Below are 24394 nucleotides of genomic sequence, written 5' to 3' on the forward strand. Positions count from 1 at the left end.
CTACTTCTCAACCGGGTCAACTCCTATTATCTGTCGGCGTTGCCGGTAACGAACCAGACGCCCCTCTCCGGTAAAGAGCAACAATCCAAACCATATCAGAGCAAAAGTCACAAGCTTACTGCTATCCAAAGGTTCTTCATAAACAAAGACAGCCAGAACAAAAGTAATACTTGGTGCTAAATACTGGAAAAAACCTATCATCGACAACGTCAGTCGACGGGCGGCACCAGCAAAAAACAATAAAGGGAAAGTGGTCACCAGACCGGCTACTACCAGAAGCAGGTCGGTTTGCAAGCTCTGGTGACCAAAAACCAGCGAGCCATCAGACTGCATCCAGCCGAGGGCGATCAATCCAACAGGCAGTACGATCAGCGTTTCAATAAATAAACCCGGTACAGCCTCCACCACCAGTTGTTTGCGTAAAAGACCATAAAATCCAAAGCTAAAGGCCAGCACCAAGCCAACCCAGGGCAGACTGCCAAACTCAATGAGCTGATAAAGCACCCCTAAGCCAGCAAAGCTTAGTGCTAACCACTGCATCGGGCGTAACCGCTCTGACAAAAAAACCATTCCTAAAAAGACACTAATCAATGGGTTTACAAAATAGCCAAGACTGGTTTCCAGTATGCGCCCTTCCGCTACAGCCCAGATAAAGACCAACCAGTTCAGAGAAATGATCAAAGCCGTCACCATCAGTCCTCCCAGCAACCTGGGCTGCCTGAAGACCGCAACCACCTTCCCCAGACGGCCGGTAAAACCGATAAAAAGCGACAGAAATACTACAGACCAGATAATCCGGTGAACCAGCACCTCAAAAGCAGGCACATGGGTTACAGACTTAAAATAGACCGGGGCGATTCCCCAAATAGTATATGCAGCCAGGGCAAAGATTATGCCTTGGCGCAGATTTTTATCTTCAGCCACGTTCTGCGACCTCATGGTTAATAGTAGACGTTTCTGCCGCGATATCAGTAGGGGCAGAGTGCGGGGCACTCACGGTTCCTGTCACCAGGTAGGTTTGCCAAAATGTATCACTGGCATAGCGCAGTGCGCGGGTAACAACCGCCACCAATGTCAGGCTGAATATCAGGCGGAACCAGAGCGCTGCTGAGATATCCGCACCCATCACCATAATCAGCAAGGTATCTTCGATCAGGCTATGACAGACACTCAACAGCAGCATCGCTGCAAAAATATCTTTCTTATTGATATGCCCTTTGCGGGATTCCTCTATCAGTAGCCCGCCACCAAAAGAAAGTCCGAGGGTCATACCCACAATGGTCAGACTCGCAGCCTCCGGGCGAATACCCAGTAGGCGCAATACAGGCTTCAGCAGGAAAATCATCAGACGCTCGACGTGTATCCAGCGCAGAAAACGCAACAGACTGATCAGGCTGGCGATAACCAAAACAATCATGGCAAAGCTCTGGAGCTGCTGCCAAACCCACGCGGAAAGAGTTACTTGCTGCACTTCGGGTTGCCATACCAGCTCAGCGGGGTGCTGCAACCAGTTAAAAAAGTCATAAATATGAAACAGCAAAACACCGAAGATTAGCGCCGTCACCAAACGCATGATAAGAGCCGCAATCAAACGTACGCCCGCAATCTGCACAATACGTACCTCTAGAGGCAGGCTATGGGCCACCAGCATCATACCGCCTAAAATACTCACCTGGGCAACGGTCATCGGGTAATCCGGTACTAACTGAAAAAAGACCATCAGCCCTGCATAAATATTGGTGATCAAATTGGTCGCCAACACCAACCCCATCGCCTCCGGTAATCCCACCAGAGTCATCAAGGGTTCAAGCACACGGGCTATAACCGGAATCGCTCCCAGCTCCTCCAGAACCCTGACGACAATTAAAACAGGGACCATCAGCTTGAACAGCATCCAACTGACATTAAAAATTTCACGCCCCAGTGATGGCAGCGTCCTGCCCCGGAACCCCTGCCACCACCGCAAAAAAGAGAAATGATCTGTTACCGCCATATACCGATACCTTAATCAAAGCCTGAATCTGTTGTTCCCGGACGAAACCGATCAGGGTTAACTGTGCCGGAGAGGGAGCCAGTTTACTCCGCTTTATTTTTATAAAATTTCTTTTATCTTTGTAAAAGCGAAGAAATATTTCTTTTTCTTCCAAAATAGATATTAGAATTAGAAAAAAACACATCCATAAGAAATATTATTAACCTTGGCGAGATCTACCGATGGATCGTATCGATAAAAAGATTCTCAACCTATTACAAAAAAACAACCGCATCAGTAATCAGAAACTGGCCGAAACCGTTGGTTTATCAGCCCCTGCTTGCCTGAAGCGGGTCAAAAAACTGAGAGAGAGCGGTGTCATCATGGCTGATGTCTCCATCGTCAGTCCTCAGATTGTAGGACACCGGATCAATGTCATTGTTGAAGTAGAGATGGATCGGGATACGCTGGATGTTTACGACAGTTTCAATCGTCAGATGAGCGCATGCCCGGAGGTCACCCAGTGCTATCAGGTGACGGGGGAAGTGGACTTTGTTCTGGTGGTTCTGGTGCCGGATATGCAGACCTATGAAGCCTTCGCTCGCCGGGAGCTGGCCAGCAACCGCTACCTGAGAAAGTTTCGTTCCCTGATCTCCCTGAGACGAGAGAAGTTCCGCACCGCCATCGAGCTTTGATTCTGACCGCACTATAATCCTATTGACATATAGCAATGGATTGCTATCTAACAGAAAACGTCCCTTTGCCCCGCCTCCTTAACTGATTACATTACCTCCTCAACTCACTCACCACGACTTAACAGGCGCGCAAGAAAAAGAATTAGCGCGCCCAAGGAAGAAGGCATAGTGGATACACTGATACAATCGATCTACCAACTTTTTGGCGTCAACTCTAAGGAACAGTTTGCTGACCTGGTCAGCGCTAAGGGCCATCAGGAGATTATTCGACAGCACAGAGCAGATCTTATTGCCAGTCGTATTTTCCCCTTCGCTGTGCTGTTTGGCATTGTCGTGCCAGCCTGGGGTATCCTCGACCTGATTTATTTTCCGACTGAGATCGCTCTGACTTTCGTTGCCATGCGCCTGGCATCCGGTGGTGCCTTTTTTATTCTGGCCTATATCACAAAAAAAGTACGCATAGGTATGAAGCGGGCACTAACAAGTCTGATGGTCATGCTGATGATTCCAACACTCTTCTACCAGCTCAGCACGCCCCTGATTGCATCAGCGGAACTGACAGGTATGGCAACGACCCTGATGAGCCTCTACGGCCTGCTTCCTTATGTCGTGATCGCATCCCTGGCCCTTTTTCCATTAACACTGAAAGAGTTCTCTCTTTTCTCTCTTGTTCTGGTCATTTTATCAGGCATAGGCCTCTATCGCAGTGAGGGCAGTGACCTGAATATGCTACTGGCTCAGCTTTGGCTACTGTTGGTCATTCTGGGGGTTTCCATGTTTTCTTCCCTGCAGCAGGTACGCTATCTGATCTCTCAGATGGTAAAAGCCAGCTATGACGGTCTGACCAAACTACTGACCCGCCGGGCAGGTATGGATATTATGGAGTCACTATTTCGGGCGACAGGCCTCCAGCAATCCAACTTCTCGGTGCTTTTTTTAGACCTGGATAAATTCAAAGGGATCAACGACACCCTGGGGCACGATGCCGGGGATGAGGTTCTGCGGCAAACAGCCAAAACACTCAGCGAAAGCATCCGTCGTGGTGATGCCGCGATCCGCTGGGGAGGAGAAGAGTTCCTGATTCTGTTGCCACATACGGATTCCGAATCCGCCAAGAATGTTGTCAGTCGCCTTATGAACCGTGGTCTGGCAACTCTGCCGGACGGCACACCGGTTACAGCCAGTATAGGGTTATCTGAACAACACGAAGACAATACACATAGCTGGAAGGATCTGGTGGATATTGCAGACAAACGCCTTTACCACGCAAAACAAACCGGTCGGGCCAAATGTGTTGCCCCAGATGGTAGTGAAGTCCATTTCCCTGCACAGAACGCTCGGGTTAAAGCCAACTAAAACAACATACTATTCTGGTATTCCAGCATAGAAAACAGCTCCTGAATAAGCGGACTTCAGGAGCTGTACTATGCTACAGACGCATCAGTGACTATCTTCAAAAAAATCAGTACCGGAAGCGGCTCAACTGAGACTCCAGCTGCTTAACCAACGCTAACAAAGCCTGACTCTCCTGATTTGCAGCAATGGCTCCGTCTGCGACCAGGCTGGTTTCGTCACTGATATTAACGATATTACGGGTAATATCTTCTGTTACGGCCCGCTGTTCCTCCACCACACTGGCCATCTGCGTGGTCATATTATCGATCTCAGCAATGGCACCAACGACCTGATTAAGATGCGTGGAAGCCTCCTCTGCCATCTGCAGACACTCATCAGACTGAGCATTACCACGCTGCATCGCTTCCAGAGCCTCTTTGGCACGTAGCTGCAACTGGTCAATAAGCGCCTGAATTTCCTCAGTGGACTCCTGTGTTTTTGATGCAAGTGTTCGAACCTCATCGGCCACAACAGCAAAGCCACGACCCGTCTCACCAGCCCGAGCAGCCTCAATAGCCGCATTCAATGCTAACAAATTCGTCTGGCCGGAAATTCCCTGAATAGTTTCCACAATCTGGCTAATATTCTGACTGTCTGTCGCCAGTTGGGCCATAAGTTGCGATGTACTGGAAACCTGATCCGTCAGATGCCGGATAGAGTCTGCACTGCGGTTCACATTCCCCGCACTGTTATCCACCGAGCCCTTAGCCTCACTGGATGCATTGGCTGTTGTCGTTGCAATCTCTGCCACTTCGCCAGCAGAGGCCGACATTTGATTGATTGCAGTGGCGATCTGATCAACCTCAGCCCGCTGCTTCTCAATACCCTGAGTACTATTGTCGGAGATCTCCGCCGCCCGGCGTGCCGATCCCTCTACATCTTCCATGGCAGAAGCGATATCTTTAACAATGTCGTGAGTTTTATGGATAAACGCGTTGATATTGCGGGACAGATCCCCCACTTCGTCACTGCGATCGGTCGGCAAGCGAAGTGTCAGATCCCCATCCTGGGAAGCGAGCTGCTGAACCATCTCAGCCCCTTTCCGGATAGGCGCTGCAATACCTTGAGCAATAAGCACTAAGAGTAAAATACCAGCAACAGAGACAACAAAACCGATAATAACCGTCGTCACCACACTTTCCCGGAACTGGCTGACCATCGATAATTCAACCTTCTTAGCGCCAGCAAGAACCCACTCAGCATCCTGGTGGATAATCACGGCCCACGGAGTAGAAACACCATCTGGAGAGATGGGCTGTACAGACCAAAAGCTGGAACCGATCTGACGGGTTACCGCCTCACCCGATTCAACACTCGCCAACAAAAACTCTTTTTCAGTACCAGTATAAGGTTTAGTCAACTCCAGCGAGTCATCAGAATCAGCCGTCACTAAGCCTTCATTACTCAGCATAAAGACCTGTCCCTTTCCTTCGTAAAGCGAGCGGTCAGCCTTATCCACCAAAGTTTTCAGAAAGCTCAGCTCTATATCAACACCGGACATTCCGACCACTCTGTTTTGCACAATAATAGGCATAGTAATCGATGTACCAACGATGGTTTTTCCTCCCGCCTCCCAGGAATAAGGCTCCACCAGGCAGGCAGACCGGCTTTCAATCGGACAGCTATACCAATCTCCATCGCTGGTTCCGGCAGCTATTGCAGCCTCGACATTCTCCATTCCCAATGTGCGATACCCCAAAGAGCCATCCTCCTGTAGAAACCAATAAGGAGCGAACTGGCCATTTTCATGGGTATGCCGCGCACCATTATGGAGCGAGTCATCATCTACCGCATTTTTTTTCCACGCCAGATAGGTAGCCATAACGATGTCCATATTTTGCGCAAGAACATCACGGGTGTATTCATAGAAGCGCTCCCGACTGATTTCAGCACCCTGGCCTGCAATAAAGCTGGCGCTCGTATCAGCAAGGGCCTTGGTCACAGCAAGGGCATCGCTCAGCTTAATCTGCGTTTTGCCGGCTTCCGCTACAGCGGAAGCAGATAGTTGAGCCAGTGCTTTTTCAGTTAACTCACTGACAACCATAGACCGGGTTCTCTGTTCTACCTCGTTGTTTTTCCAGGCAAAAGTTCCCAGAAGAAGAATAGATGAAAGCGCCAGACAGGCACCTGTTGCAATAGCGATGCGAGTTTTTATTTTCATAAGACAGCCCAACTAAAGATTTATGTGCTCAATGAACATATCTATAGCATAGATCTTGCCAGATTTGTGCTAAACAGTACTGATCAAACGAAAAAGGCATGCACCCAAGCAGAGTACATGCCTTTTGATCAACTACCACAAAAAAACCTGTGGCTTTACCGGACTGTCGTTTTGCTTATTGTTATTTGCCTGATTGCTTTTTCTCAGCCAGGCGTTTTTCCCAGTAAGTAGCACCTTTAATGCCTAACTTCTTAGGATCAAACGTGTACTCAGTTACACCCGCTTTCTGTTGCTCTTCATAGTCCTTCAGTACCTTCATGGTCGGCTTGGACATAAAGAAGATAATGATAATGCCAACGATATTTAGCCATGCCATCAGGCCAACACCTACGTCACCAAGGCCCCATGCCAGATCAGCAGCTTTCACAGCACCATAAAAAGTAGACGCCATAATGGCCACTTTCAATCCCAGAATCAGGCCCGGAAGATTGATGGTACGCTTCAGATACGCCACATTGGTTTCTGCAATGTAGTAGTGCGCCAGAATCGTAGTGAAGGAGAAGAAGAAGAGTGCCAAAGCGATAAATGGCTTACCAAAACCAGGCATAGTGGTTTCAATCGCCATCTGAGTGAACACCGGGCCGTTAGCCGCAATATCCGCTGCAATGTTCTGAACCAGGAAGGTATCACCAACGCCATGAACGTTATAAGCACCCGTAATCAGGATCATAAAGGCAGTCGCAGAACACACGAACAGAGTATCGATGTATACGGAGAAAGCCTGAACCAGACCTTGCTGTGCAGGGTGATCAACTTCAGCAGCCGCTGCAGCGTGAGGACCTGTACCCTGACCCGCTTCATTGGAGTAAACACCACGCTTCACACCCCAGCCAATTGCAGCACCAAAGCCCGCCATTGGAGTGAAGGCGTCACCCAGAATCTGACCGATGATCGCAGGAATCTCAGCAATATTCAGCAGAACGATAACGCTTGCGATGATGATGTAACCCAGAGCCATGAAAGGTACAACGATCTGAGTAAAGTGTGCAATACGCTTTACGCCACCGAAGATGATGAAGCCCAGAACCAGAACCACAGCCAGACCGGTGAAGATCTTAGCAGAGCTCAGTTCACCCAGACCTGTCTGAATCATCGCACCGGAACCAAAGGTTGCTTCTACCGCATTACCGATACTGTTCGCCTGAACCCCCGGCAATAACAGACCACACGCCATGATCGTTGCAATAGCAAAGATCCATGCGTACCACTTCTGGCCCATCGCTTTCTCGATATAGTAAGCAGGGCCACCACGATACTGACCATCCTGCTCTTCTTTATAAAGCTGAGCCAAAGTTGATTCTGCATATGCTGTTGCGGCACCAAGGAAGGCAACAACCCACATCCAGAAAACGGCACCAGGGCCACCGAAGCCAATAGCAGCGGCAACACCTGCAATATTACCCGTACCTACCCGACCAGACAGCGAAACAGCCAATGCCTGGAAGGATGAGATACCTTTGTCAGAGCTTTTTCCGGAAAATAGCAGACGCCACATTTCGGAAAAGTGCCTGACCTGAACAAACCGGGTCAGAATAGAGTAGAACAAACCGGCACCCAGGCACAGATAGATCAGTACCGGACTCCAGATAATGCCGTTCATAAAATCGACAAATGCTTGCATTAAAAATGCCTCCCGTTAGAGGTAAGCGCTTAAGCGCTTTTTAGTTCTTAGATTTATAGTAAATTACACGTGGAACATGTTTATCAGACGACAGTCCAGAAAGAGATTTTACCTAAGTCGAAACAGAAAAGCACTCTGATTTTATGACTTATCAGGCACAAAAAACCTATTAATAAGAAAAATACAGAATAACCCTACAATCAAAACAGGATAAAGCAGCAATAATTATTGCAACACAAACAGATAATGCCGATACAGTACAGAATCTCCTCAGAATTCAGCTAGAATGAATCTCATTAATAGACTTATAACTCGGTATAAAGATGAAGAAAACCAGTGATACACTAAAACTCACTGCCATAGACCCTTTAGGTACACGGTTTTTCCGCCGTTAAGGAATGATGCATGTATCCTCCGGTAGAAACGGACAGACCTCCGGTCAAAATACGTACTGTTTTTTTGCGTATTTTTCTGCCTCTAGCACTCATAACCTTGCTGGTCTGTAGCCTGATCACCCGCATCCTTTATGAAAACGAGCTAAACCTGATTCGCTTGCATGAACAATCGCTTCTGGAGCGAAGCACCCAAAGCCTGCAGCAAAACCTTCAGCCGCCACAAGACCACCTCAGAAGCCTTATTACAGAAGCTCCGGTACTCTACAGCCTGAGAAACCCCGCCGACAATCTTAAAGCAATGGAAGGTAGCTTTGCGTCACTATTAAGCCGCAACAAAGACTACTTTCAGGTTCGCTGGATAGACGAGACCGGGCAGGAACGCTTGCGCCTTGAACCCGCACAGGATCGCTCCCGGGGGTATATTCGGATCAGGGATGTACAGCTACAAAACAAATCGGAGCGTTACTATTTTCGTGCCACCCAGGCATTAGCCGGCAGTAACAGGCTCTTTCTCTCTCCAATGGACCTTAATGTTGAACAAGGGAGCATAGAGCGCCCTATACGCCCAACCCTGCGTATGAGCATTCCGCTTCAGGATAGCGGAGAAAACCGGGGCATTATTATTATCAATATCGATATGCGAAAGTATCTCAGTGATCTGCAACAGGTTCTGGAGTCCGATACAGACCGAATGCAACTGATCAACCCTCAGGGATACTGGCTCCAGCACCCGGATAATACCTTGGAGTGGGGCTTTCAGCTGCCCCATGGCCAAGCCTTCAAAAAACAGTACCCTAATATCTGGCAGAGAATGCACAGCTTCAGTCAGAACCAATGGATTCAGGACCAAGGCCTTTGGAGCTGGGCCCCGGTTTATCCGGATAATGATCCTCAAATATTCAACAATCAGAGTATGGGATGGCTGCTACTTGAGCAACCTCCCGAAGTCATTAACCAGCTGCGCCTGAAGTTCTGGGGTGGTGCTTTGCTCTTACTTCTGCTGACAGCAGCTATCGGTGGCTATATTTTGCAGCGGCTGCTCAAAGCCCAGCAAGTACAGCAGCAGGCAGAAAGCCTGGCCCTACAGAACCAGATGCAGGCAGATCAGCTTAATAAGCAGCGGGAAGATGAACAGCGCTTCCGGGTTATTTTTAACGCCTCACATACACCCCTTTTAGTTTGTAATAGCCAGGGCAATATCGCACTGGTGAATCCAGCTCTGGAGAAACTCTTTGGCTACAGCGCCTTTGAGCTCTCAGGTCTGCCTATTGAGCACCTGATTCCTGTAAAAATGCGCAAACAGCATGTCACAGAGCGCACTCAGTACCTCAGCCATCCGCGCCCTCGTCCTAAAATGATGAAAAACGGCGAAAGTCTGCAGGGCGTTCGGAAAGACGGAAAACTCATTCATGTCGAAATAGGCCTGAGTCCCTACGAAAATGAAGGGGAGACCTATATTCTGGCAACGCTGGAGGATATCAGCAGTCGAGTTCAAGCAGAGCGTAAAATAACCGAGCTCCACGCCAGAAAAACACATCACCTGGAAAAAGCCAGAAAAGATGCAGAACGCCTGGCCCGGCTGAAAACCGACTTTCTGGCCAATATGAGCCATGAGATCCGTACACCACTGAACGCCATTCTGGTTCTGAGTGAATTACTCGACCAAGAGCTAACTGAGCAACAGGCATGTTCCGGAAATACCAGAGAGCTAAGCAAAAACATTCAGCAAGCGGGAGAAAACCTGCTATTGATCGTGAACGATATTCTTGACTATTCCAAGATTGAAGCAGGGGGATTAAGCCTGGAAAAAACGCCTTTCGCGCTACAGGATCTCTTTCCCCAAATACTCTCCATATGCCGCCCTCAAGCAGATAAAAAAGATCTGCTGCTACAGCTGGACTGCGATGGCAATGAAAGATTACGCCTGATTGGCGACCCTCACCGTATCCGCCAGGTACTGCTTAACCTGGTCAGTAATGCCATAAAATTTACAGACCAGGGTAGCGTCAGCATCAGGGTTCATGCCCGGGAAAAAGAGCAAAATCAGATCAGCCTTCAATTCAGTATCACAGATACAGGCCCGGGAATTGAGCCGGAACAGCAAACTGCTATCTTCAATGCTTTTACCCAGGCTGATAGCTCTGTAACCCGTAAATTTGGTGGTACAGGCCTAGGACTCACCATCAGCCGTCAGCTGGTATATCTGATGGGAAGTCAATTGGAGCTCAGTAGTCAACCGGGTAAAGGCAGTAACTTTAGCTTTACCTTAAGCCTGCCCTTGGCAGAGGAAGCCGTTTCTGAAGACTCGTCAGAATATACAGAGCAAGCAGGGACCGAAGCATCACTCTGCCTTGAGGGACGAACGCTTCTGGTTGTTGATGATAGTGACCTTAATCGGGATATTGCCCGGCGCATCATTGAGCGAGCCGGAGGCGTGACAGTGTTAGCAGAAAACGGGGCCGTCGCACTGAGTAAAGCAGAGAGTATGGTAGAAACACCACCAGACCTGATTCTCATGGATCTGCAGATGCCTGTTATGAGTGGTTATGAGGCAATCAAGCAGCTTAGGCAACGACCAGCCTATCAGAAAACCCCAGTGATCGCCCTGACCGCAGGTATTACTGAATCGGCCCATAAACAAGCATTGGAGCATGGCGCAGATCAGGTGTTGACGAAACCTTTCACCATTCACCAGATTATCGCTTGCCTGAAAGCCTGTCTTGAGGGGAAAAATAAAACAGACACGGCCTCAAAATACCTGCCGCACCAAGGTACCACACCCTTGATACAGCATGCCTCCCAGGCAGAGCAACCCCCTATCATGGACGAAAAAGCAGCCCTGCTAAACTGGGGTGACGAAGAATCCCTGCAGCATTTTCTGACACAGTTCCAAAGACAGTACAGCCATTGCTGCCAGGAAATTACCGAATATCTTTTGACAAATAAACGCAAGCAAGCCGAAGGTCTGACTCACAAAGTTAAAGGGGCTGCTGGCAGTCTTTACCTTTGTGCACTGGAGTACAGCCTCCAGCAGCTGGAGCACAAGCTGCGGGAGGGAAGTGAAACGAACGAAATGATCACAAAGCAAATATTACCAACGATTTCTGATACGTTAAATAATACACTGGCATTTATCTCTGGCTATTCTGGTAAATAGAAGCTAACTATAATCAGGTAATAAACACATTGAAGAAGCTAGCCCTGTATGCAGATAACAAACCATTGTTGACTATCAAACGGATACAGGCTTTGTAACAAGGTCTCTTCAACACAGTTAAACAGCGTAAGGAGCAGCTATGAAGCCTTATCAGGTTCTTTTAATTGAGGATGAAGAGATCATCGCCGGGTTCATTGAGCACACTCTGGCTAAAGAAGATATTCAGGTTGTTCTTATGCCTAATGCTGAAAGTGCCTGGACCTATCTGCAGGACAACCCCTGTCAGACGGATGTCATCTTACTGGATCGCCAATTACCGGGTATGGATGGCATTGAGTTTCTGCAGCGATTAAAACAGGACACCGCACTACAGCGAATTCCCGTCATAATAGAAACGGCTGCATCAGATCAGGAAAGTATTCAGCAAGGAATCGATGCAGGGGCTTATTACTATCTGGTTAAACCTCTGCAACGGGAGCTGTTAATTCCCATTATTAATGAAGCTGCCAGCCAATATCGTGAGTTCTGCACCCTGCAGGAGACTCTGAACGAAACATCCCAGGCTCTGCAGCTTATGAGCCATGCGGAGTTTACACTGCGCACTTTGCCAGAAGCTCGTTTATTGACCAATGCACTCAGCCAGATTTACCCTGAACCCAAAAAGGTTGCAACAGGCCTCCTGGAGTTACTGGTCAACGCTGTCGAACATGGCAATCTGAATATCAGCTATGAAGAGAAAACACTTCTGTTAATGAGCCGCCAGTGGCATGAAGAAGTGGAAAAGCGACTGAGAGACCCGAAATATAAAGAACGCCGGGTGCACGTCAGTTATCGCAAAGAATCCAACCGCATTGTGTTAACCATTACCGATGATGGTAACGGCTTCAACTGGGAACCCTACCTGGAAATCCAACCTGACCGTGTCTTTCACCTGCACGGTCGCGGAATTGCAATGGCCCGTAGAATAAGCTTCGATACGATCGATTATCAGGGTAATGGCAATCGTGTTGTCGCGATGGTTCAACTGGGATAATTCCGCTGGTTAGGCTAATATACCCGCGATTTGTCGGGTTATGCTCAGGTGCCGGTATCAGATATACCGTGCTGGCACCGGGCGTGAGAACAGATACAACCCCATCTGTAAGCCTCTGAAGCATTATCTGTTTTTCGTCTTTATTCCTCCCGTCAATCTGACCGGCGACCCAGCTGATAGCTGGCGCAATAAAAACGCAACGCCCAGCCAGTAAACTCGGCGCTGAACCTTTGGATTTGACCTTCAGCAGACCCCGTCACCCTTTTGGATTGACATCACGCTCATCGCAAATAACGGAACAAGCGAATGCACTTGGACACATTTATTACCTCAGCTTTGATGGTTCTGATCGCAACTTCAATTGCGGTTGCTGTATTCAAACACTTTGGACTTGGCTCTATTCTGGGCCTTCTGGTGGCAGGGATTGCTGTCGGTCCTCACTCCTTTGGCCCGGCAATCACAACAGAAGTAGAAGATGTCCGCCACTTCACAGAACTCGGTGTGGTAATGCTGCTGTTTCTCATCGGCCTGGAGATGAAGCCTGCACGGCTCTGGTCGATGCGGCGCGAGGTATTCGGTTTAGGCTTACTGCAAATTCTGCTTTCCGGTGCCGTCATTGCGGCTTATTTTCTGTTCTTTGAGCCTCACTGGACCAGCGCCCTTCTCATCGGCCTGACCTTTGCGCTCTCCTCCACTGCCATGGTTCTGCAGATACTGCAGGAAAGCGGAGAGATCAACAGTCGTCACGGTACCGCTGCTTTTTCTATTCTGCTGATGCAGGATCTGGCCATTGTGCCTTTGTTAGCAATCGTACCGATTCTCTCTCAAACCGGCCGCTTATCTTCTGAAGTTCCTATGTGGCAGCAGTTCAGTACTGTCGTCGGGATGCTGGCACTGATCGGTGTTTTTGGCCGCTATATTCTGCCGATGACCCTGGATGCACTTTCAAAGCGGGGTAACAAAGAGGGCTTTCTTCTCGTTGTGCTGATGGCGGTCTTCCTGTCGGCCTGGTCAATGCACCATGCCGGTATCTCCATGGCTCTGGGTGCCTTTATTATGGGGATGCTGCTGTCCGGCTCTAAATATCGCCTGCAGGTTCAGGCCCTGGTTGAACCCTATAAAGGCATGCTGATGAGCCTCTTTTTTGTGGCTGTGGGTATGTCAATTGATATCAGTGCTCTGGCATCGAAACCACTGCTCTTTATGCAACACGTTGCTGTTATCGTAATACTTAAATTTATTGTATTACTGGGTCTGGCAATAGCGTTTGGTTATATTCGTCAACAAGCGATCCGTATTGCACTGCTCTTATCTCAGGGCGGTGAATTTGGCTTTGTCCTTTTTGGCTCCGCCAAGGCACTGCAGGTTATCAGTGATGAAACCTTTGTTCTGGCTGTTGGTGTTATTTCTGTTTCTATGGTTGTCACGCCCCTGGCACTGAAAGCCGCAGATATGCTGAATCACATGCTCTCCGGCAAGAAAAACACAGAAGATACCCCTCAGATTGAAATTCCGGTGCAAAACTGCCAGGGCCGGGTAATTATCGGTGGCTTTGGTCGTGTTGGTTATACTGTCGCAACCTTACTGGAAGAGCGTAGCGTCCCCTATATCGCCTTTGACACCAATCCAACTCATATTGCCAAAGGCCAGGAACAGGGTATGCCAGTTTACTATGGGGACGTGGGTGATCATCACCTGCTGGAGGCAGCACATATGCATGAGGCTTCACTGGTTGTTATGACCATCGACCATACACCTTCAGCGCTACGGGCTATTCAGCATATCCGTACGGACTATCCTAACGTGCCTATTATTTCACGGGCGCGTGACCTGGCATCCTGTAACGAGCTTATTGAGGCGGGAGCCAATAGCGCCTTTCCTGAAGCACTGGAAAGCAGCCTGCATCTTGGGGGAGAAGCACTGAAGATGATCAACGTGAAAGAGAACGAAGTAAGCACCTTACTGGATGCCGTTCGTGAGGACGGTTATCAGGTACTTATAACGGATAAAAACTAACCTCTGACCCCAAGCAGAAAAGCACAATAACCACTTAAAAGAGCACTGAATATTTTCAGTGCTCTTTCAGTCAGTGCTCAGTGGCTATTCAGTGTCAAAATCGCTCATATAGGCAGCATAAAGACTATACTGGTTACGCCCGGCTTGCTTAGAGCGATACATGGCAAGGTCGGCATAACGCAGAAGTATATCTCCGGTCAGGGCATCATCAGGAAAAAAAGCCACCCCGATACTGGCGGTAACCCGGCATTCATGGCCCGCTATGATATAAGGCTTCCCTATAACGGTAACAACTCTCTCAAGGCCAACAATCGCATCTTCAGTTTCAGTAAGACCGGAAAACAGCAGTACAAATTCATCGCCCCCCCCCCAGACGGGCGATATCATCATGTTCCTGCATACAGAGTTTAAGCCGGTCAGCAACAGCCTGCAGTAACTCGTCTCCTATATCATGACCATGAGTATCATTAACCTGTTTAAAACCATCGAGATCCATCATAGCTACCGCCAGGATCTTATGATTTGCCTGACTGTCAGCTAACTGCCTGGTCATATTTTCTTCAAGAAGACGGCGATTTGGCAAACCTGTTAAGGCGTCATAGAAGGCCAGTTTTTTTAACTGATGCCGACTTTCTTCCAGCTGCTTCTGGACTGCACGGATTTCAGTGAGGTCCATATGAGTACCCACAAGGCGTTCCACGTGGCCATTTTCATCTTTCAGGGCAATGGCCCGGGATAAGGCATAAACCCAGTGCCCCTGCTTATGCCGCAGCCGAAATTCAACTTCATATTGATCTTTTTTCCCGGTCACACAACGGGCAGCCTCTTCCCGGGCGGCGAGTAAATCATCCGGATGGAGCAGGCCCTCCCATACTGATAATTTATTTTCCAATTCATCATCAGCGTACCCAAGCATCCCCTTCCAGCGAGGAGAGAAATAAATACTGTTATCCCTCAAACGCCAATCCCAAAGGCCATCGTTTGATCCCTGCATCGCCAGCTGGAACTGTTGCTGGCTCTCTTTCAACGCAGCCTCAGTTCTTTTTTGCTCACTGATATCAGAGTGAGTACCTGTGACTCTAAGCGCTTTGCCGTCACTGTCGCGCTCAAATACCATTCCCCGATCCATAAACCATCGGTAATCACCATTTTTACAACGCATACGGTAGGTGGCACGATAAACCTCAGTATCGCCCGCAAGGTGAGCTTCGACGCATCTTAGGGCCTTATCCAGATCATCAGGGTGAACCCGACCGGACCAATCTTCGAATGTGTCTCCGATTTCATAGCTTTGGTAGCCCAGCATCCGTTTCCACTGACTGGAAAAAAACAACGTATTGGTGCGCAGATCCCAGTCCCAAACACCATCACCCGCAGCATCCAGAGCCTTAATCCAGCGCTCCTCACTGCGTCGGACCTCTTGCTCAGCCTCACTTACCTGAGTCATAAGTTCATTGAAGTTTTCTGCCACCTCCATCAGTTCACAGCTACCCTCCAGTTCAACCCGGGCCAGAGCATTGCCCTGGCCATACTCCTGCATCCGCAACCTGATCAGGTTTAACGGTTTAACAATGAAATGATTCAGAATCAGCGTAATGACAAAGGCAACCAGAAGAGCAAACGCCAGTAAGCGAACCCACTGTTGAGGATTCCAAACCTGTTGCGTTAACGCCGTCATCGCCGGGGACATGTCATACTCCACCACAAGAGCGGCAAGACGTTCCGGACGCAGAGAGGTACTGCGCTCAAGCATTGTGACCGGCATAACAGAACAAAGGTGATTTTCACGACTGGGATGGGCAACAATGACAGGAGAAGATTCAGTTACAGCCTCACTAACCCAGGTTCTCCGATAGCAGCTGATATCCCCGACTTTTGAACCTTTTAATGAGAGCTGATTAGCCAATAAGACACGCCCCTCATCAATCAGAGCAATCGCCCTGAACGGGGTGCTGGCAGAATAACTGGTGATAAAACCTTCAGTGGCAGCCCGGTTATCAGCCAACATAAGGTCCGATATCGTTTGCCACATTCGGGCGGAGCTTTCATTGAGGCGCTGTAGCTGGCGGGATTTTTCCTGGGGAACCAAGGTATATTTATATTCCAGCCAACGATCAAGTATCACTAACGTGACCAAAATCAGGCTGATCAATATTGTCAGACCACGGGTAAGCCGCCAGCAGTTATTCAGTCTTATCATTCATCAGCCCTGGGTAAAAAACTATCCGTCAGAAAATCATCACCAATACTGATCTTCTGGCTCAGTAAGCCGGTGTTAAGCATCATCTGCTTAAGCTGAAATATCTGCTGCTTAAATCCCCCGGATTCGCCTAATAGGTTTCTGTTTTCCTCAAGGTCCGGGATACGGATGCTTTCAAAACTACTCAATACCTGATACGGAGGTATTTTCAGACGCTCGGACATAATACTCGCAGACTCAGCCCGGTTTTCAGCCATAAAGGTCAACGCGCGAAAATGCCCGGCAAGAAGGTGGCGTAACTGATCTGGTCTATTTCGGGCTGTTTCCTCATGCACAACCAGTACATCCATAACCCTCCCCGGTATCTCACTGCTATCAAAGAGTACATGACCACCTTCCAGTGTCAGTAACGACTTAAAAGGTTCAAAGGTAACAACTCCGGCAACAGCCTCATCCTGCCACAGCTTCAGGTGCTCATTGACCGGGGCATTGCGAACAGAAATTTCATATTTTTCCAGGCCCGCTTTATCCAGAGCACTTTGCATAATAATAGCGCCTACAGCGCTTTTCTCGACAATAAGGGTACGACCGGAAAGCTCCTGAAGCGTCTTAATCCCCGGTTTAGCAATAAGTACATCTGCACCATGGGAAAAATCCATTACCGCAATCACCCGCAGATCCCGAACACTAGCCTGCAGGGTCAGGGCTTCATCCATTGTTAATGCAGCCACGTCCAGCTGACCCGCCTTAAATGCACGCAGAACCTGTGTAGCATTAACACTCTCTGTCAGAGACACCTGCTCCGGGTTAATAAATTGTTTATCGCGGGCAATATAAAGGCTTTCATAACCGGGCCAGATATTGGTGCCAACTTTCAGCGGAGGGTGCGTTTGTTCGCACCCCTGAAGAAAAAGAAGTGTCAGAAATAAAAAAGCAGGCAATATGGCCATAACAACCTGACGGCCAAAACCTACCAGCGGCCTGACAGAAAAAAACGGTAAAGACACCTTCATAAATCACCTTTGCAGGTCGTGCATCATTCTGTTCGTCTTTTACAGCAAATACGTAGCCAGTAAATCAACAGAAAAAACAGCCTTCAACACACCGATATATTGGCCGATGGAACATAAAGTGCGCACAAGACTTACCTGAGAGACCAACCATTCTAAACACACAATTGCCAGTTTGGCGACAGGGCTGCAAATACCTCTGACTATTTTGCTGCCATAAACAATCTGCCACTCTCAGGGAGCCATAGCCACCTCCACTGTTTAGAGTCATAATGCGCATAAATCTTTACAGGCCTGAGGCTTAACTATGTTGCTTGATGAAGCTCAAACAGCTGTTTCTGATCTGTTAGAAGCACTGCATGAATCACTGGATGATTATCAGGATAACCTTCAACGTTTACACCGCGCAGAGATCGCTCAGGAATTCAACGATGCGATGAACCGACGGACGCAGCTGGTTAACACCCTGGAAGAACGTATAAAAGAAGAGCTTTCCCTGCGCCCCCGTGCAGCAGATACAGAACGCGAGGACTTTAACCACCTGTGGAGCAAGCTTAAAAGCCTGGTGTTCGATGAGCAGGAAATGATGCTTCAGGAGAGAGCAGAACAGGAACGTCAGTTAATCAGCCTGGTCGCACGCTGCGAAAGCTTTGACTACCCTGAAAGTATCAACCTGCAACTAAAAATACTGCATCAGCATCTGGCAGAGCAACTCGACCAGATAAAACAGTTTCAGCAATCAGTCTGAATAGAGAGAAACAAAAAGATACATTTGTATAGAATCTTTTTCAGATTCAGATATGATCAGGGAAAATACGAACATAGCCACGGAGTGATCACATGGGTTCTCTTAACCAGCTTTGCATCACACGACTCACCTTTTGCGATAGCGACCTTATTCGCCGCGGGTTTGAGCTGGCATACCATGACACTCAACATACGGCCAACTCCTTAGAGATCAGTGCCAAAATTGCCAGCTTTACACTCCTGGATTACGGGCTTGATCAAGCCGGTAAAAGCGGTAAAGTGCTGTTAACCATCACCAAGGCCTGGTTACCCAATGCCAGCACACTTCCTGCTGCCAAGATTAAGGATCGGCTTGTACTTCAACTCGCTGAAGATATTCCCCCTGATCCCATCACACTGAATGCGCTGCATCACATTCGCAGTAAAGGGTTTCAGGTTGCCCTAACAAATTACACGATCAGTGATCCCCGAAAAGCCCTTTTAAGTGAAGTTGATATCGTAAAAATCAACTGCCAGAGGCTGATGCCAAGCGATCTGAAACACCTTCACGCAGAGCTAAAAGGTTATTCCGTTACCTTAATGGCCGGACAGATTGAAAGCTGGCAGATATTTGAGCAAGTTCGAGCAGCCGGATTCGATCTTTACCAAGGCAGCTTTCTGGGTAAACCCGAGCTTTTGGATACCCCGAAAAACAGCACAAACCGTATTATGCTGGTTAAACTGATGACGCTTCTATTTGATGACAAAAGCAGCATTCAGGAGATCGAAAAGGTGATAGAGCAGGAACCGACACTTTTCTATCGGCTGCTCAAGTTTGTCAATTCCGCTGCATACCAACTGCCTAATAAAATCGATAGCCTGCACCAGGCTGTCATCTATATTGGCACTGAGACTTTGCGAGCCCTGGTTGCCATTCTTGTTTGGGCAAAAGACGACCATAAAGCTTATACGGTCTTGCCACAGATACTCACCCGAGCTAAATCCTGCGAACTGCTGGCGAAAGAACAGGGACTTGCTCCTTCAGATCGTTACTTCACACTGGGCTTTTTATCTCTGTTAGATGTCGCCCTGGATCAGCCTCTGGATAAACTCATTCAGAGTCTTTCACTCTCGGAAGAGATGCAAAATGCGCTCCTGAAAGACGAGGGGCCGCTGGCAGAAGTTTTAAATTTTGTGCGTCAATGGGAAAAAGCTAACTGGGAGATACTGCAACAGAATCAGATGTTCTCTCCGGAAAACACACCTGAACTGATGCAACAAGCACAACACTGGGCACAGGAAACAGAAAAAGAGATGCAGAATATCTGAAGATAAATACCAGTGTCATTGTTAAAGTACAGTCCTACTGAGAGAAATTTCAGTTTCTCCGGTACCATTACCCGATCACCACCAGGAGACCCCAGTGCCTGAATTAAACCATGCTGATGACGTATTTTTTCTGGCTCGTCAGGCGATAGCAGACCGGGAGCTGAATCTCATTGGTTATGAGTTACTCTACCGCCGAAGTAAAACAGCAACCCATGCTGATGTTCTGGATCACCTGCAGGCCAGTGCCCGGGTTTACTCAACAGCACTACTGGATCTTGGAGTGGGTCAGTTAGGCTCTGGCCTTCCTGTATCCCTGAACATACCTCAGCTATGGCTGGAGCAGGATGAACTCTTCCCCAGCGTTACCAGTCAGGTTGTACTGGAAGTTCTGGAACAGGTGCGGCCGACAAAACAGGTGATAGAGTCACTCAATCGCCTGCGCAGTAAAGGCTATACCATTGCGCTGGATGACTTTGTGCTGACAGAGGAAAACCTGGCGCTGATTCCATGCGCTCAATGGATCAAGCTGGATACCCATCAGTATAGTCAGAAAGAACTGGAAGAGACGGTCAGGACTCTGAAGTCTTATCCGGTAAAACTGGTGGCTGAGAAAATCGAAAGCTGGCAGGAATATCGTAACCTGGAAGCCATGGGCTTTGATTATTTCCAGGGCTACTTTCTCTCCCGTCCTCAGGTTTTTAAAGGGCATCAGGCTAACAGCAGCCAGAAAGTATTGCTTGAACTTCTTCAGGAGCTCTACAAAGACGATATGGATGTTAATCAGCTGGTTGACACCATAGTCAAAGATCCCGGTATGACTTATCGCCTGCTGCGCCACATTAACTCTGCCGGTTATATGTTCAAGAAAGAGATCAGAAGTATCCATCAGGCGATAGTTCTTCTGGGACAGGAACGTCTGCGCTCTATGGTAAGCCTGCTACTGTGGAGTAAAAGCCCCTACCGCACCAGCTCTCAACTACCGGGCATTCTGGTTCGGGCAAAAGCCTGTGAGGAGCTCGCCCATTTTTATGAGTTAGACCAGATTCAATGCTGCTTCACCGTAGGCGTACTCTCCAATCTGCACTTAGCACTGGGCATGGAAGCTGAAGAGATGGCTAGTATGCTGAGGCTGGAGCCTGCCATCGCTGAAGGGTTACAGGGTAAAGGTGTTCCTGGCGAGATACTACAGCTGGTGATTGCTTATGAGCAGGGTGACTGGGATGCGATGGAAGCTTCTGACTGGTACCGACCGGAAGTGAATGACTGCTTTATGAATGCCATGAACTGGGCTGATACCGTGATCACAGAGATGAGCAAAGACTGAAGGCTAAAACAGCCTTCAGGCTCCGTAAAAAAAGATTCGCTTAATCTTCCGGCTCATCAGACACTTCAACTAAGCCATCAAGAATACGTACCGGATAAACATCAATATCTTCGTATGCAGGGGGTGCTGTTACTTCACCTGAACGCAGGCAGAAGCGGGCACCGTGACGGGGACAAACAATTTCACCATCCTCAATACAGCCACCTTCCAGGGAGCCGCCATCGTGGCTGCAGACGTTCTCTATGGCATGAAACTCACCATCGACATTCGCTACCAATAGCTCAATATCATCTTCTGTAGTCACCAACTGATACTCACCATCAGCGATGGCGGCGGCAGCATCTACCTTAATCCAACCCATGTTATTGCTTTCCTTTCGATTCAGTCTTCGGTCAGCACGAGCTGAGCCAACCGGGTAAAGTCATTCAAGTGTTTATCCAGAACGGAAATTACAATCTCGATATTCAGGTTCTGGTAATCATGTACGGCGATATTGCGCAGACCAACCATCTTCTGCATGGAAAGTGCCAGATCCGCAGACAGATAACCTAAACGCTCCATCTGAACAAAAGAATCACGGCTGCTTTGCGGCACTGGACCGTTTTTCAGGCGCAGCACCCGGTTGGCAATATCGATAGCCGCTTCGCACAGTCGCTGCAGATTCAGGATGACAGAATCCTGTCGGGTAAGGTTGCTGCGCAGCTGTTCCGCATCCCCTTGATACTCTTCAGCAATACGTTTCAGGCAGCGCTCTATAATGGCAACTTTGTTGATAATCACATCATCATTCATTGTCCGCTCCCGCAGGTGTTGCATCCTGTTGCCAGCGCTTTTTGAAGGCCTTCAGGTTATCCTGACGTTCAAGCTGCAAATCCTGATACATACGGTAGGTTTCAGTCTCAAATCCGGCAGCATCACCCTGAATATCTAACAGCAACTTGCCCTCCGTCACCACCTGATAACGCAGCACAGTGGAACAGCTCATCAGATTGATAAGATCCACATCCCGACCCAGTTCAACCGCCAGAGTTTGCCCCCATGCCCAGATATCTTCATCAGAAACCGGCTGAGACGGCAGAATCGCCAGATCCAAATCACTGTGCTCACCGGCACGGCCGGAAGCAAAAGAGCCAAACAGATATGCAAGCCGGATACGGCCAGCGAAAAGGTGCTCAATAATATCGGGTAAGGCTTTCAAGTCTGTTGTCATGGAGATCAACCTACAGGAAGGAGGCTACCACGCAGAGCGTGGGAGCCAGTTGTTCTGTTTACCTGATCACGCTGAAGGCTACCAAACAGAGCGCGGGAGCCAGTTGTTCTGTTTAGCTGATTCACACTGGAGGCTACCACGCAGAGCGTGGGAGCCAGTCAGTCAGGAGCGTGTCACACAACCAAAAACTCGTTCCCACGCTCCGCGTGGGAATGCAGAAACAGCCTGATCAAAACATACCTGTGGCAAGCTTAGCATCTTCGCTCATCATGTCGCGATTCCAGGGCGGGTTAAAGACGATCTCCGTCAGCACCTTGGATACCCGGGGTGCACCCAGAATCTTGCGGCGGGCATCTTCGGCAATCACATCACCCATACCACAGCCCGGTGCGGTCAGGGTCATCTTGATGATCACGACGGTTTCACCGGTGAGCAGTTTATCGATCCGGCAGCCATAGACCAAACCCAAATCAACAATATTGACCGGAATTTCCGGGTCGTAACAGGTGCGCAGTTGCTCCCAGACAAAAGCTTCCAACTCTTCAGCACTGGCATCTTCGCGCAGGGTCGGACGCTCCTTTGCTTCACCGCCAAGGGCATCAAGGTTGTAGCTTTCGATCAGGTAAAGGCGGCTTTCAAAGCCAACACTGACACTACCGCCTTTAGCCTGCATCACGGTCACTTCACCACCTTCCGGCAGGGTCACCGTTTTGCCAAAGGGAATGGAGATCGCATCCACATCCCGGCTCAGAATAATTTTATCGTCTTTTTTCATGGCTCTTTCTTTTTCCGGTTCCGGTTTGGCCAGACCTGGCCTTAAGAATCAGGCCTAGCGCAACATATCACAGGCACGGTTCAGAGCCGCAATAAAGATATCCACTTCCTCTTTGGTGTTGTACAGGGCAAAGGAAGCCCTTGCCGTCGCATCGACACCAAAGTGATGCAGTACCGGCATCGCACAGTGGTGGCCGGTACGGATGGCGACACCCAACTGGTCGATCAGCACGCCGATATCCTGTGCGTGCACGCCATCGATCACAAAGGAGATGACACCCGCTTTATGTTTCGCCGTACCCAGAATCCGCATACCGGGAATCTGCTGCATCTGCTCGGTGGCGTAGTTCAGCAGGATCTCTTCCCAGGCCGCGACCTTAGCCAAATCCGCCTGCATCAGCCAGTCACAGGCAACCCCCAGACCGATCCCTTCCGCGATGGCGGGCGTTCCCGCTTCAAACTTGTGGGGCAAACCGGCGTAGGTGGTTTTTTCAAAGCTGACGTGGTCGATCATATCGCCGCCACCCTGCCAGACCGGCATGGATTCCAGCAGCGCTTCCTTGCCGTACAGCACGCCGATACCGGTCGGGCCATACATTTTATGGGCCGAGAAAGCGTAGAAATCACAATCCAGTTCCTGCACATCCACCTTCAGATGGGGTACCGCCTGGGCACCATCCAGCAGCACCGGAATTTCATGCAGATGTGCCAGATCGACAATCTGTTTCACCGGATTGATCGTCCCCAGTGCGTTGGAGACATGGGTCACCGAGATCAGCTTGGTTTTGGCGCTGATCATGGCGTTCAGTGCCGCCATATCCAGCTCGCCATCCTCATCCACCGGTGCCACTTTCAACACGATACCCAACTGATCCCGCAGAATCTGCCACGGCACAATATTGGCGTGGTGCTCCATCATGGAGACGATCACTTCATCACCGGCGGCCAGCTGACGGCCAAAGGTGTTGGCCACCAGGTTGATGCCTTCGGTGGTACCGCGAACAAAGATCACCTCTTTACTGGAGCGCGCGTTGATAAACTGACGCACCTTCTCACGGGCCTGCTCGTAGGCATCGGTGGCTTCACCGGACAGAAAGTGTACGCCGCGGTGAATGTTAGAGTTCAGCTCCCGGTAGTAAGCGTTCATGCTTTCGATCACCGCTTCCGGTTTCTGCACCGTGGCACCGTTATCAAAATACACCAGCGGCTTACCGTGAACCGTACGCTTAAGAATCGGAAACTCTTGACGCAGTTCCAGCATGTAAGTGGCCAGTTCGGCCTCATTCATGTCGATTCCCGCTACGTGAGCTTTTACA

Annotated in this window: 20 protein-coding genes; 8 read left to right on the top strand and 12 right to left on the bottom strand. The window is 49.1% G+C overall.

Annotated features, from left to right (window positions below; translation table 11 throughout):
- Both rarD and BTA35_RS04375 read right to left on the bottom strand, forming a co-directional pair.
- The gene (gene rarD / locus BTA35_RS04370; protein ID WP_238377480.1) at window positions 1-924 is read right to left on the bottom strand and encodes an EamA family transporter RarD; all 924 of its coding nucleotides are present in this window, start codon (window positions 922-924) and stop codon (window positions 1-3) included.
- A complete protein-coding gene (locus BTA35_RS04375; RefSeq protein ID WP_202931165.1) occupies window positions 917-1993 on the bottom strand; it encodes a hypothetical protein in 1077 nt (358 codons plus the stop codon). Before BTA35_RS04375 ends, rarD begins: the two co-directional genes overlap by 8 nt.
- Before the next feature lie 221 nt (window positions 1994-2214).
- Here BTA35_RS04375 and BTA35_RS04385 point away from each other — a divergent pair, with 221 nt between their 5' ends.
- A complete protein-coding gene (locus BTA35_RS04385; RefSeq protein ID WP_077243171.1) occupies window positions 2215-2667 on the top strand; it encodes an Lrp/AsnC family transcriptional regulator in 453 nt (150 codons plus the stop codon).
- Between the two features lie 168 nt (window positions 2668-2835).
- Window positions 2836-4023: a GGDEF domain-containing protein gene (locus BTA35_RS04390; RefSeq protein WP_077243172.1), complete on the top strand. Its 1188-nt coding sequence runs from the start codon at window positions 2836-2838 to the stop codon at window positions 4021-4023.
- 106 nt (window positions 4024-4129) lie between these two features.
- Here the strand turns inward: BTA35_RS04390 and BTA35_RS04395 are convergent, their stop codons facing one another.
- Both BTA35_RS04395 and BTA35_RS04400 read right to left on the bottom strand, forming a co-directional pair.
- The gene (locus tag BTA35_RS04395) at window positions 4130-6223 is read right to left on the bottom strand and encodes a methyl-accepting chemotaxis protein (RefSeq protein WP_077243173.1); all 2094 of its coding nucleotides are present in this window, start codon (window positions 6221-6223) and stop codon (window positions 4130-4132) included.
- 181 nt (window positions 6224-6404) lie between these two features.
- Window positions 6405-7904, bottom strand: a complete 1500-nt coding sequence (locus tag BTA35_RS04400) for an alanine/glycine:cation symporter family protein (protein ID WP_077243174.1) — start codon at window positions 7902-7904, stop codon at window positions 6405-6407.
- A 405-nt stretch (window positions 7905-8309) separates the two neighbouring features.
- Between BTA35_RS04400 and BTA35_RS04405 the strand changes: the two genes are divergently transcribed.
- The 3 genes from BTA35_RS04405 to BTA35_RS04415 all read left to right on the top strand — a co-directional run bounded on the left by BTA35_RS04405 (window position 8310) and on the right by BTA35_RS04415 (window position 14505).
- Complete coding sequence (locus BTA35_RS04405) at window positions 8310-11456, top strand: ATP-binding protein (protein WP_077243175.1); 3147 nt, start codon at window positions 8310-8312, stop codon at window positions 11454-11456.
- Between the two features lie 139 nt (window positions 11457-11595).
- A complete protein-coding gene (locus tag BTA35_RS04410; RefSeq protein ID WP_077243176.1) occupies window positions 11596-12489 on the top strand; it encodes a response regulator in 894 nt (297 codons plus the stop codon).
- 306 nt (window positions 12490-12795) lie between these two features.
- Window positions 12796-14505, top strand: a complete 1710-nt coding sequence (locus tag BTA35_RS04415; protein WP_077243177.1) for a cation:proton antiporter domain-containing protein — start codon at window positions 12796-12798, stop codon at window positions 14503-14505.
- A gap of 84 nt (window positions 14506-14589) precedes the next feature.
- On the opposite strand, the gene BTA35_RS04420 is transcribed toward BTA35_RS04415, so the two are convergent.
- Genes BTA35_RS04420 through BTA35_RS04430 form a run of 3 tightly spaced genes read right to left on the bottom strand, consistent with a single transcriptional unit; the run spans window position 14590 to window position 17712 of the window.
- On the bottom strand, window positions 14590-14895 hold the full coding sequence (locus BTA35_RS04420; RefSeq protein WP_077243178.1) for a diguanylate cyclase: 306 nt from the start codon (window positions 14893-14895) through the stop codon (window positions 14590-14592).
- Window positions 14861-16705 carry a sensor domain-containing diguanylate cyclase gene (locus BTA35_RS04425; RefSeq protein WP_077243179.1) on the bottom strand — a complete coding sequence of 615 codons (1845 nt, stop codon included), beginning with the start codon at window positions 16703-16705 and terminating at the stop codon, window positions 14861-14863. Before BTA35_RS04425 ends, BTA35_RS04420 begins: the two co-directional genes overlap by 35 nt.
- Window positions 16702-17712, bottom strand: a complete 1011-nt coding sequence (locus BTA35_RS04430; RefSeq protein ID WP_160055090.1) for an ABC transporter substrate-binding protein — start codon at window positions 17710-17712, stop codon at window positions 16702-16704. Before BTA35_RS04430 ends, BTA35_RS04425 begins: the two co-directional genes overlap by 4 nt.
- A 310-nt stretch (window positions 17713-18022) precedes the next feature.
- Here BTA35_RS04430 and BTA35_RS04435 point away from each other — a divergent pair, with 310 nt between their 5' ends.
- The 3 genes from BTA35_RS04435 to BTA35_RS04445 all read left to right on the top strand — a co-directional run bounded on the left by BTA35_RS04435 (window position 18023) and on the right by BTA35_RS04445 (window position 21094).
- Window positions 18023-18463, top strand: coding sequence for a DUF2383 domain-containing protein (locus BTA35_RS04435; protein ID WP_077243181.1), 441 nt, complete (start codon window positions 18023-18025; stop codon window positions 18461-18463).
- Between the two features lie 92 nt (window positions 18464-18555).
- A complete protein-coding gene (locus BTA35_RS04440; protein WP_077243182.1) occupies window positions 18556-19770 on the top strand; it encodes an EAL and HDOD domain-containing protein in 1215 nt (404 codons plus the stop codon).
- Window positions 19771-19864: 94 nt separating this feature from the next.
- A complete protein-coding gene (locus tag BTA35_RS04445; protein WP_077243183.1) occupies window positions 19865-21094 on the top strand; it encodes an EAL and HDOD domain-containing protein in 1230 nt (409 codons plus the stop codon).
- Between the two features lie 40 nt (window positions 21095-21134).
- Here BTA35_RS04445 and BTA35_RS04450 read toward each other — a convergent pair whose 3' ends face one another.
- The 5 genes from BTA35_RS04450 to BTA35_RS04475 all read right to left on the bottom strand — a co-directional run bounded on the left by BTA35_RS04450 (window position 21135) and on the right by BTA35_RS04475 (window position 24366).
- Window positions 21135-21455, bottom strand: a complete 321-nt coding sequence (locus tag BTA35_RS04450) for a Rieske (2Fe-2S) protein (protein ID WP_077243184.1) — start codon at window positions 21453-21455, stop codon at window positions 21135-21137.
- Window positions 21456-21475: 20 nt separating this feature from the next.
- Window positions 21476-21886: a type VII toxin-antitoxin system HepT family RNase toxin gene (hepT, locus tag BTA35_RS04455; protein ID WP_077243185.1), complete on the bottom strand. Its 411-nt coding sequence runs from the start codon at window positions 21884-21886 to the stop codon at window positions 21476-21478.
- A complete protein-coding gene (gene mntA / locus BTA35_RS04460; protein WP_077243186.1) occupies window positions 21879-22304 on the bottom strand; it encodes a type VII toxin-antitoxin system MntA family adenylyltransferase antitoxin in 426 nt (141 codons plus the stop codon). The genes hepT and mntA overlap by 8 nt, the downstream gene beginning before the upstream one ends.
- A 229-nt stretch (window positions 22305-22533) precedes the next feature.
- Window positions 22534-23079 carry a putative Fe-S cluster assembly protein SufT gene (gene sufT, locus BTA35_RS04470; RefSeq protein ID WP_077243187.1) on the bottom strand — a complete coding sequence of 182 codons (546 nt, stop codon included), beginning with the start codon at window positions 23077-23079 and terminating at the stop codon, window positions 22534-22536.
- Between the two features lie 54 nt (window positions 23080-23133).
- Window positions 23134-24366 carry a cysteine desulfurase gene (locus BTA35_RS04475; RefSeq protein ID WP_274378416.1) on the bottom strand — a complete coding sequence of 411 codons (1233 nt, stop codon included), beginning with the start codon at window positions 24364-24366 and terminating at the stop codon, window positions 23134-23136.
- Window positions 24367-24394 lie beyond the last annotated feature (28 nt).

It is taken from the genome of Oceanospirillum linum (assembly GCF_001995095.2).
GTDB classification, from domain to species: domain Bacteria; phylum Pseudomonadota; class Gammaproteobacteria; order Pseudomonadales; family Halomonadaceae; genus Oceanospirillum; species Oceanospirillum linum.

Bases quoted from the DNA above. Each gene is read 5' to 3' on its own strand.
- BTA35_RS04375 (WP_202931165.1), bottom strand. From the start codon at position 1,993: ATGGCGGTAACAGATCATTTCTCTTTTTTGCGGTGGTGGCAGGGGTTC.
- BTA35_RS04385 (WP_077243171.1), top strand. From the start codon at position 2,215: ATGGATCGTATCGATAAAAAGATTCTCAACCTATTACAAAAAAACAAC.
- BTA35_RS04395 (WP_077243173.1), bottom strand. From the start codon at position 6,223: ATGAAAATAAAAACTCGCATCGCTATTGCAACAGGTGCCTGTCTGGCG.
- BTA35_RS04400 (WP_077243174.1), bottom strand. From the start codon at position 7,904: ATGCAAGCATTTGTCGATTTTATGAACGGCATTATCTGGAGTCCGGTA.
- BTA35_RS04405 (WP_077243175.1), top strand. From the start codon at position 8,310: ATGTATCCTCCGGTAGAAACGGACAGACCTCCGGTCAAAATACGTACT.
- BTA35_RS04410 (WP_077243176.1), top strand. From the start codon at position 11,596: ATGAAGCCTTATCAGGTTCTTTTAATTGAGGATGAAGAGATCATCGCC.
- BTA35_RS04415 (WP_077243177.1), top strand. From the start codon at position 12,796: ATGCACTTGGACACATTTATTACCTCAGCTTTGATGGTTCTGATCGCA.
- BTA35_RS04420 (WP_077243178.1), bottom strand. From the start codon at position 14,895: ATGATGATATCGCCCGTCTGGGGGGGGGGCGATGAATTTGTACTGCTG.
- BTA35_RS04425 (WP_077243179.1), bottom strand. From the start codon at position 16,705: ATGATAAGACTGAATAACTGCTGGCGGCTTACCCGTGGTCTGACAATA.
- BTA35_RS04435 (WP_077243181.1), top strand. From the start codon at position 18,023: ATGTTGCTTGATGAAGCTCAAACAGCTGTTTCTGATCTGTTAGAAGCA.
- BTA35_RS04440 (WP_077243182.1), top strand. From the start codon at position 18,556: ATGGGTTCTCTTAACCAGCTTTGCATCACACGACTCACCTTTTGCGAT.
- BTA35_RS04450 (WP_077243184.1), bottom strand. From the start codon at position 21,455: ATGGGTTGGATTAAGGTAGATGCTGCCGCCGCCATCGCTGATGGTGAG.
- hepT (WP_077243185.1), bottom strand. From the start codon at position 21,886: ATGAATGATGATGTGATTATCAACAAAGTTGCCATTATAGAGCGCTGC.
- mntA (WP_077243186.1), bottom strand. From the start codon at position 22,304: ATGACAACAGACTTGAAAGCCTTACCCGATATTATTGAGCACCTTTTC.
- sufT (WP_077243187.1), bottom strand. From the start codon at position 23,079: ATGAAAAAAGACGATAAAATTATTCTGAGCCGGGATGTGGATGCGATC.
- BTA35_RS04475 (WP_274378416.1), bottom strand. From the start codon at position 24,366: ATGAATGAGGCCGAACTGGCCACTTACATGCTGGAACTGCGTCAAGAG.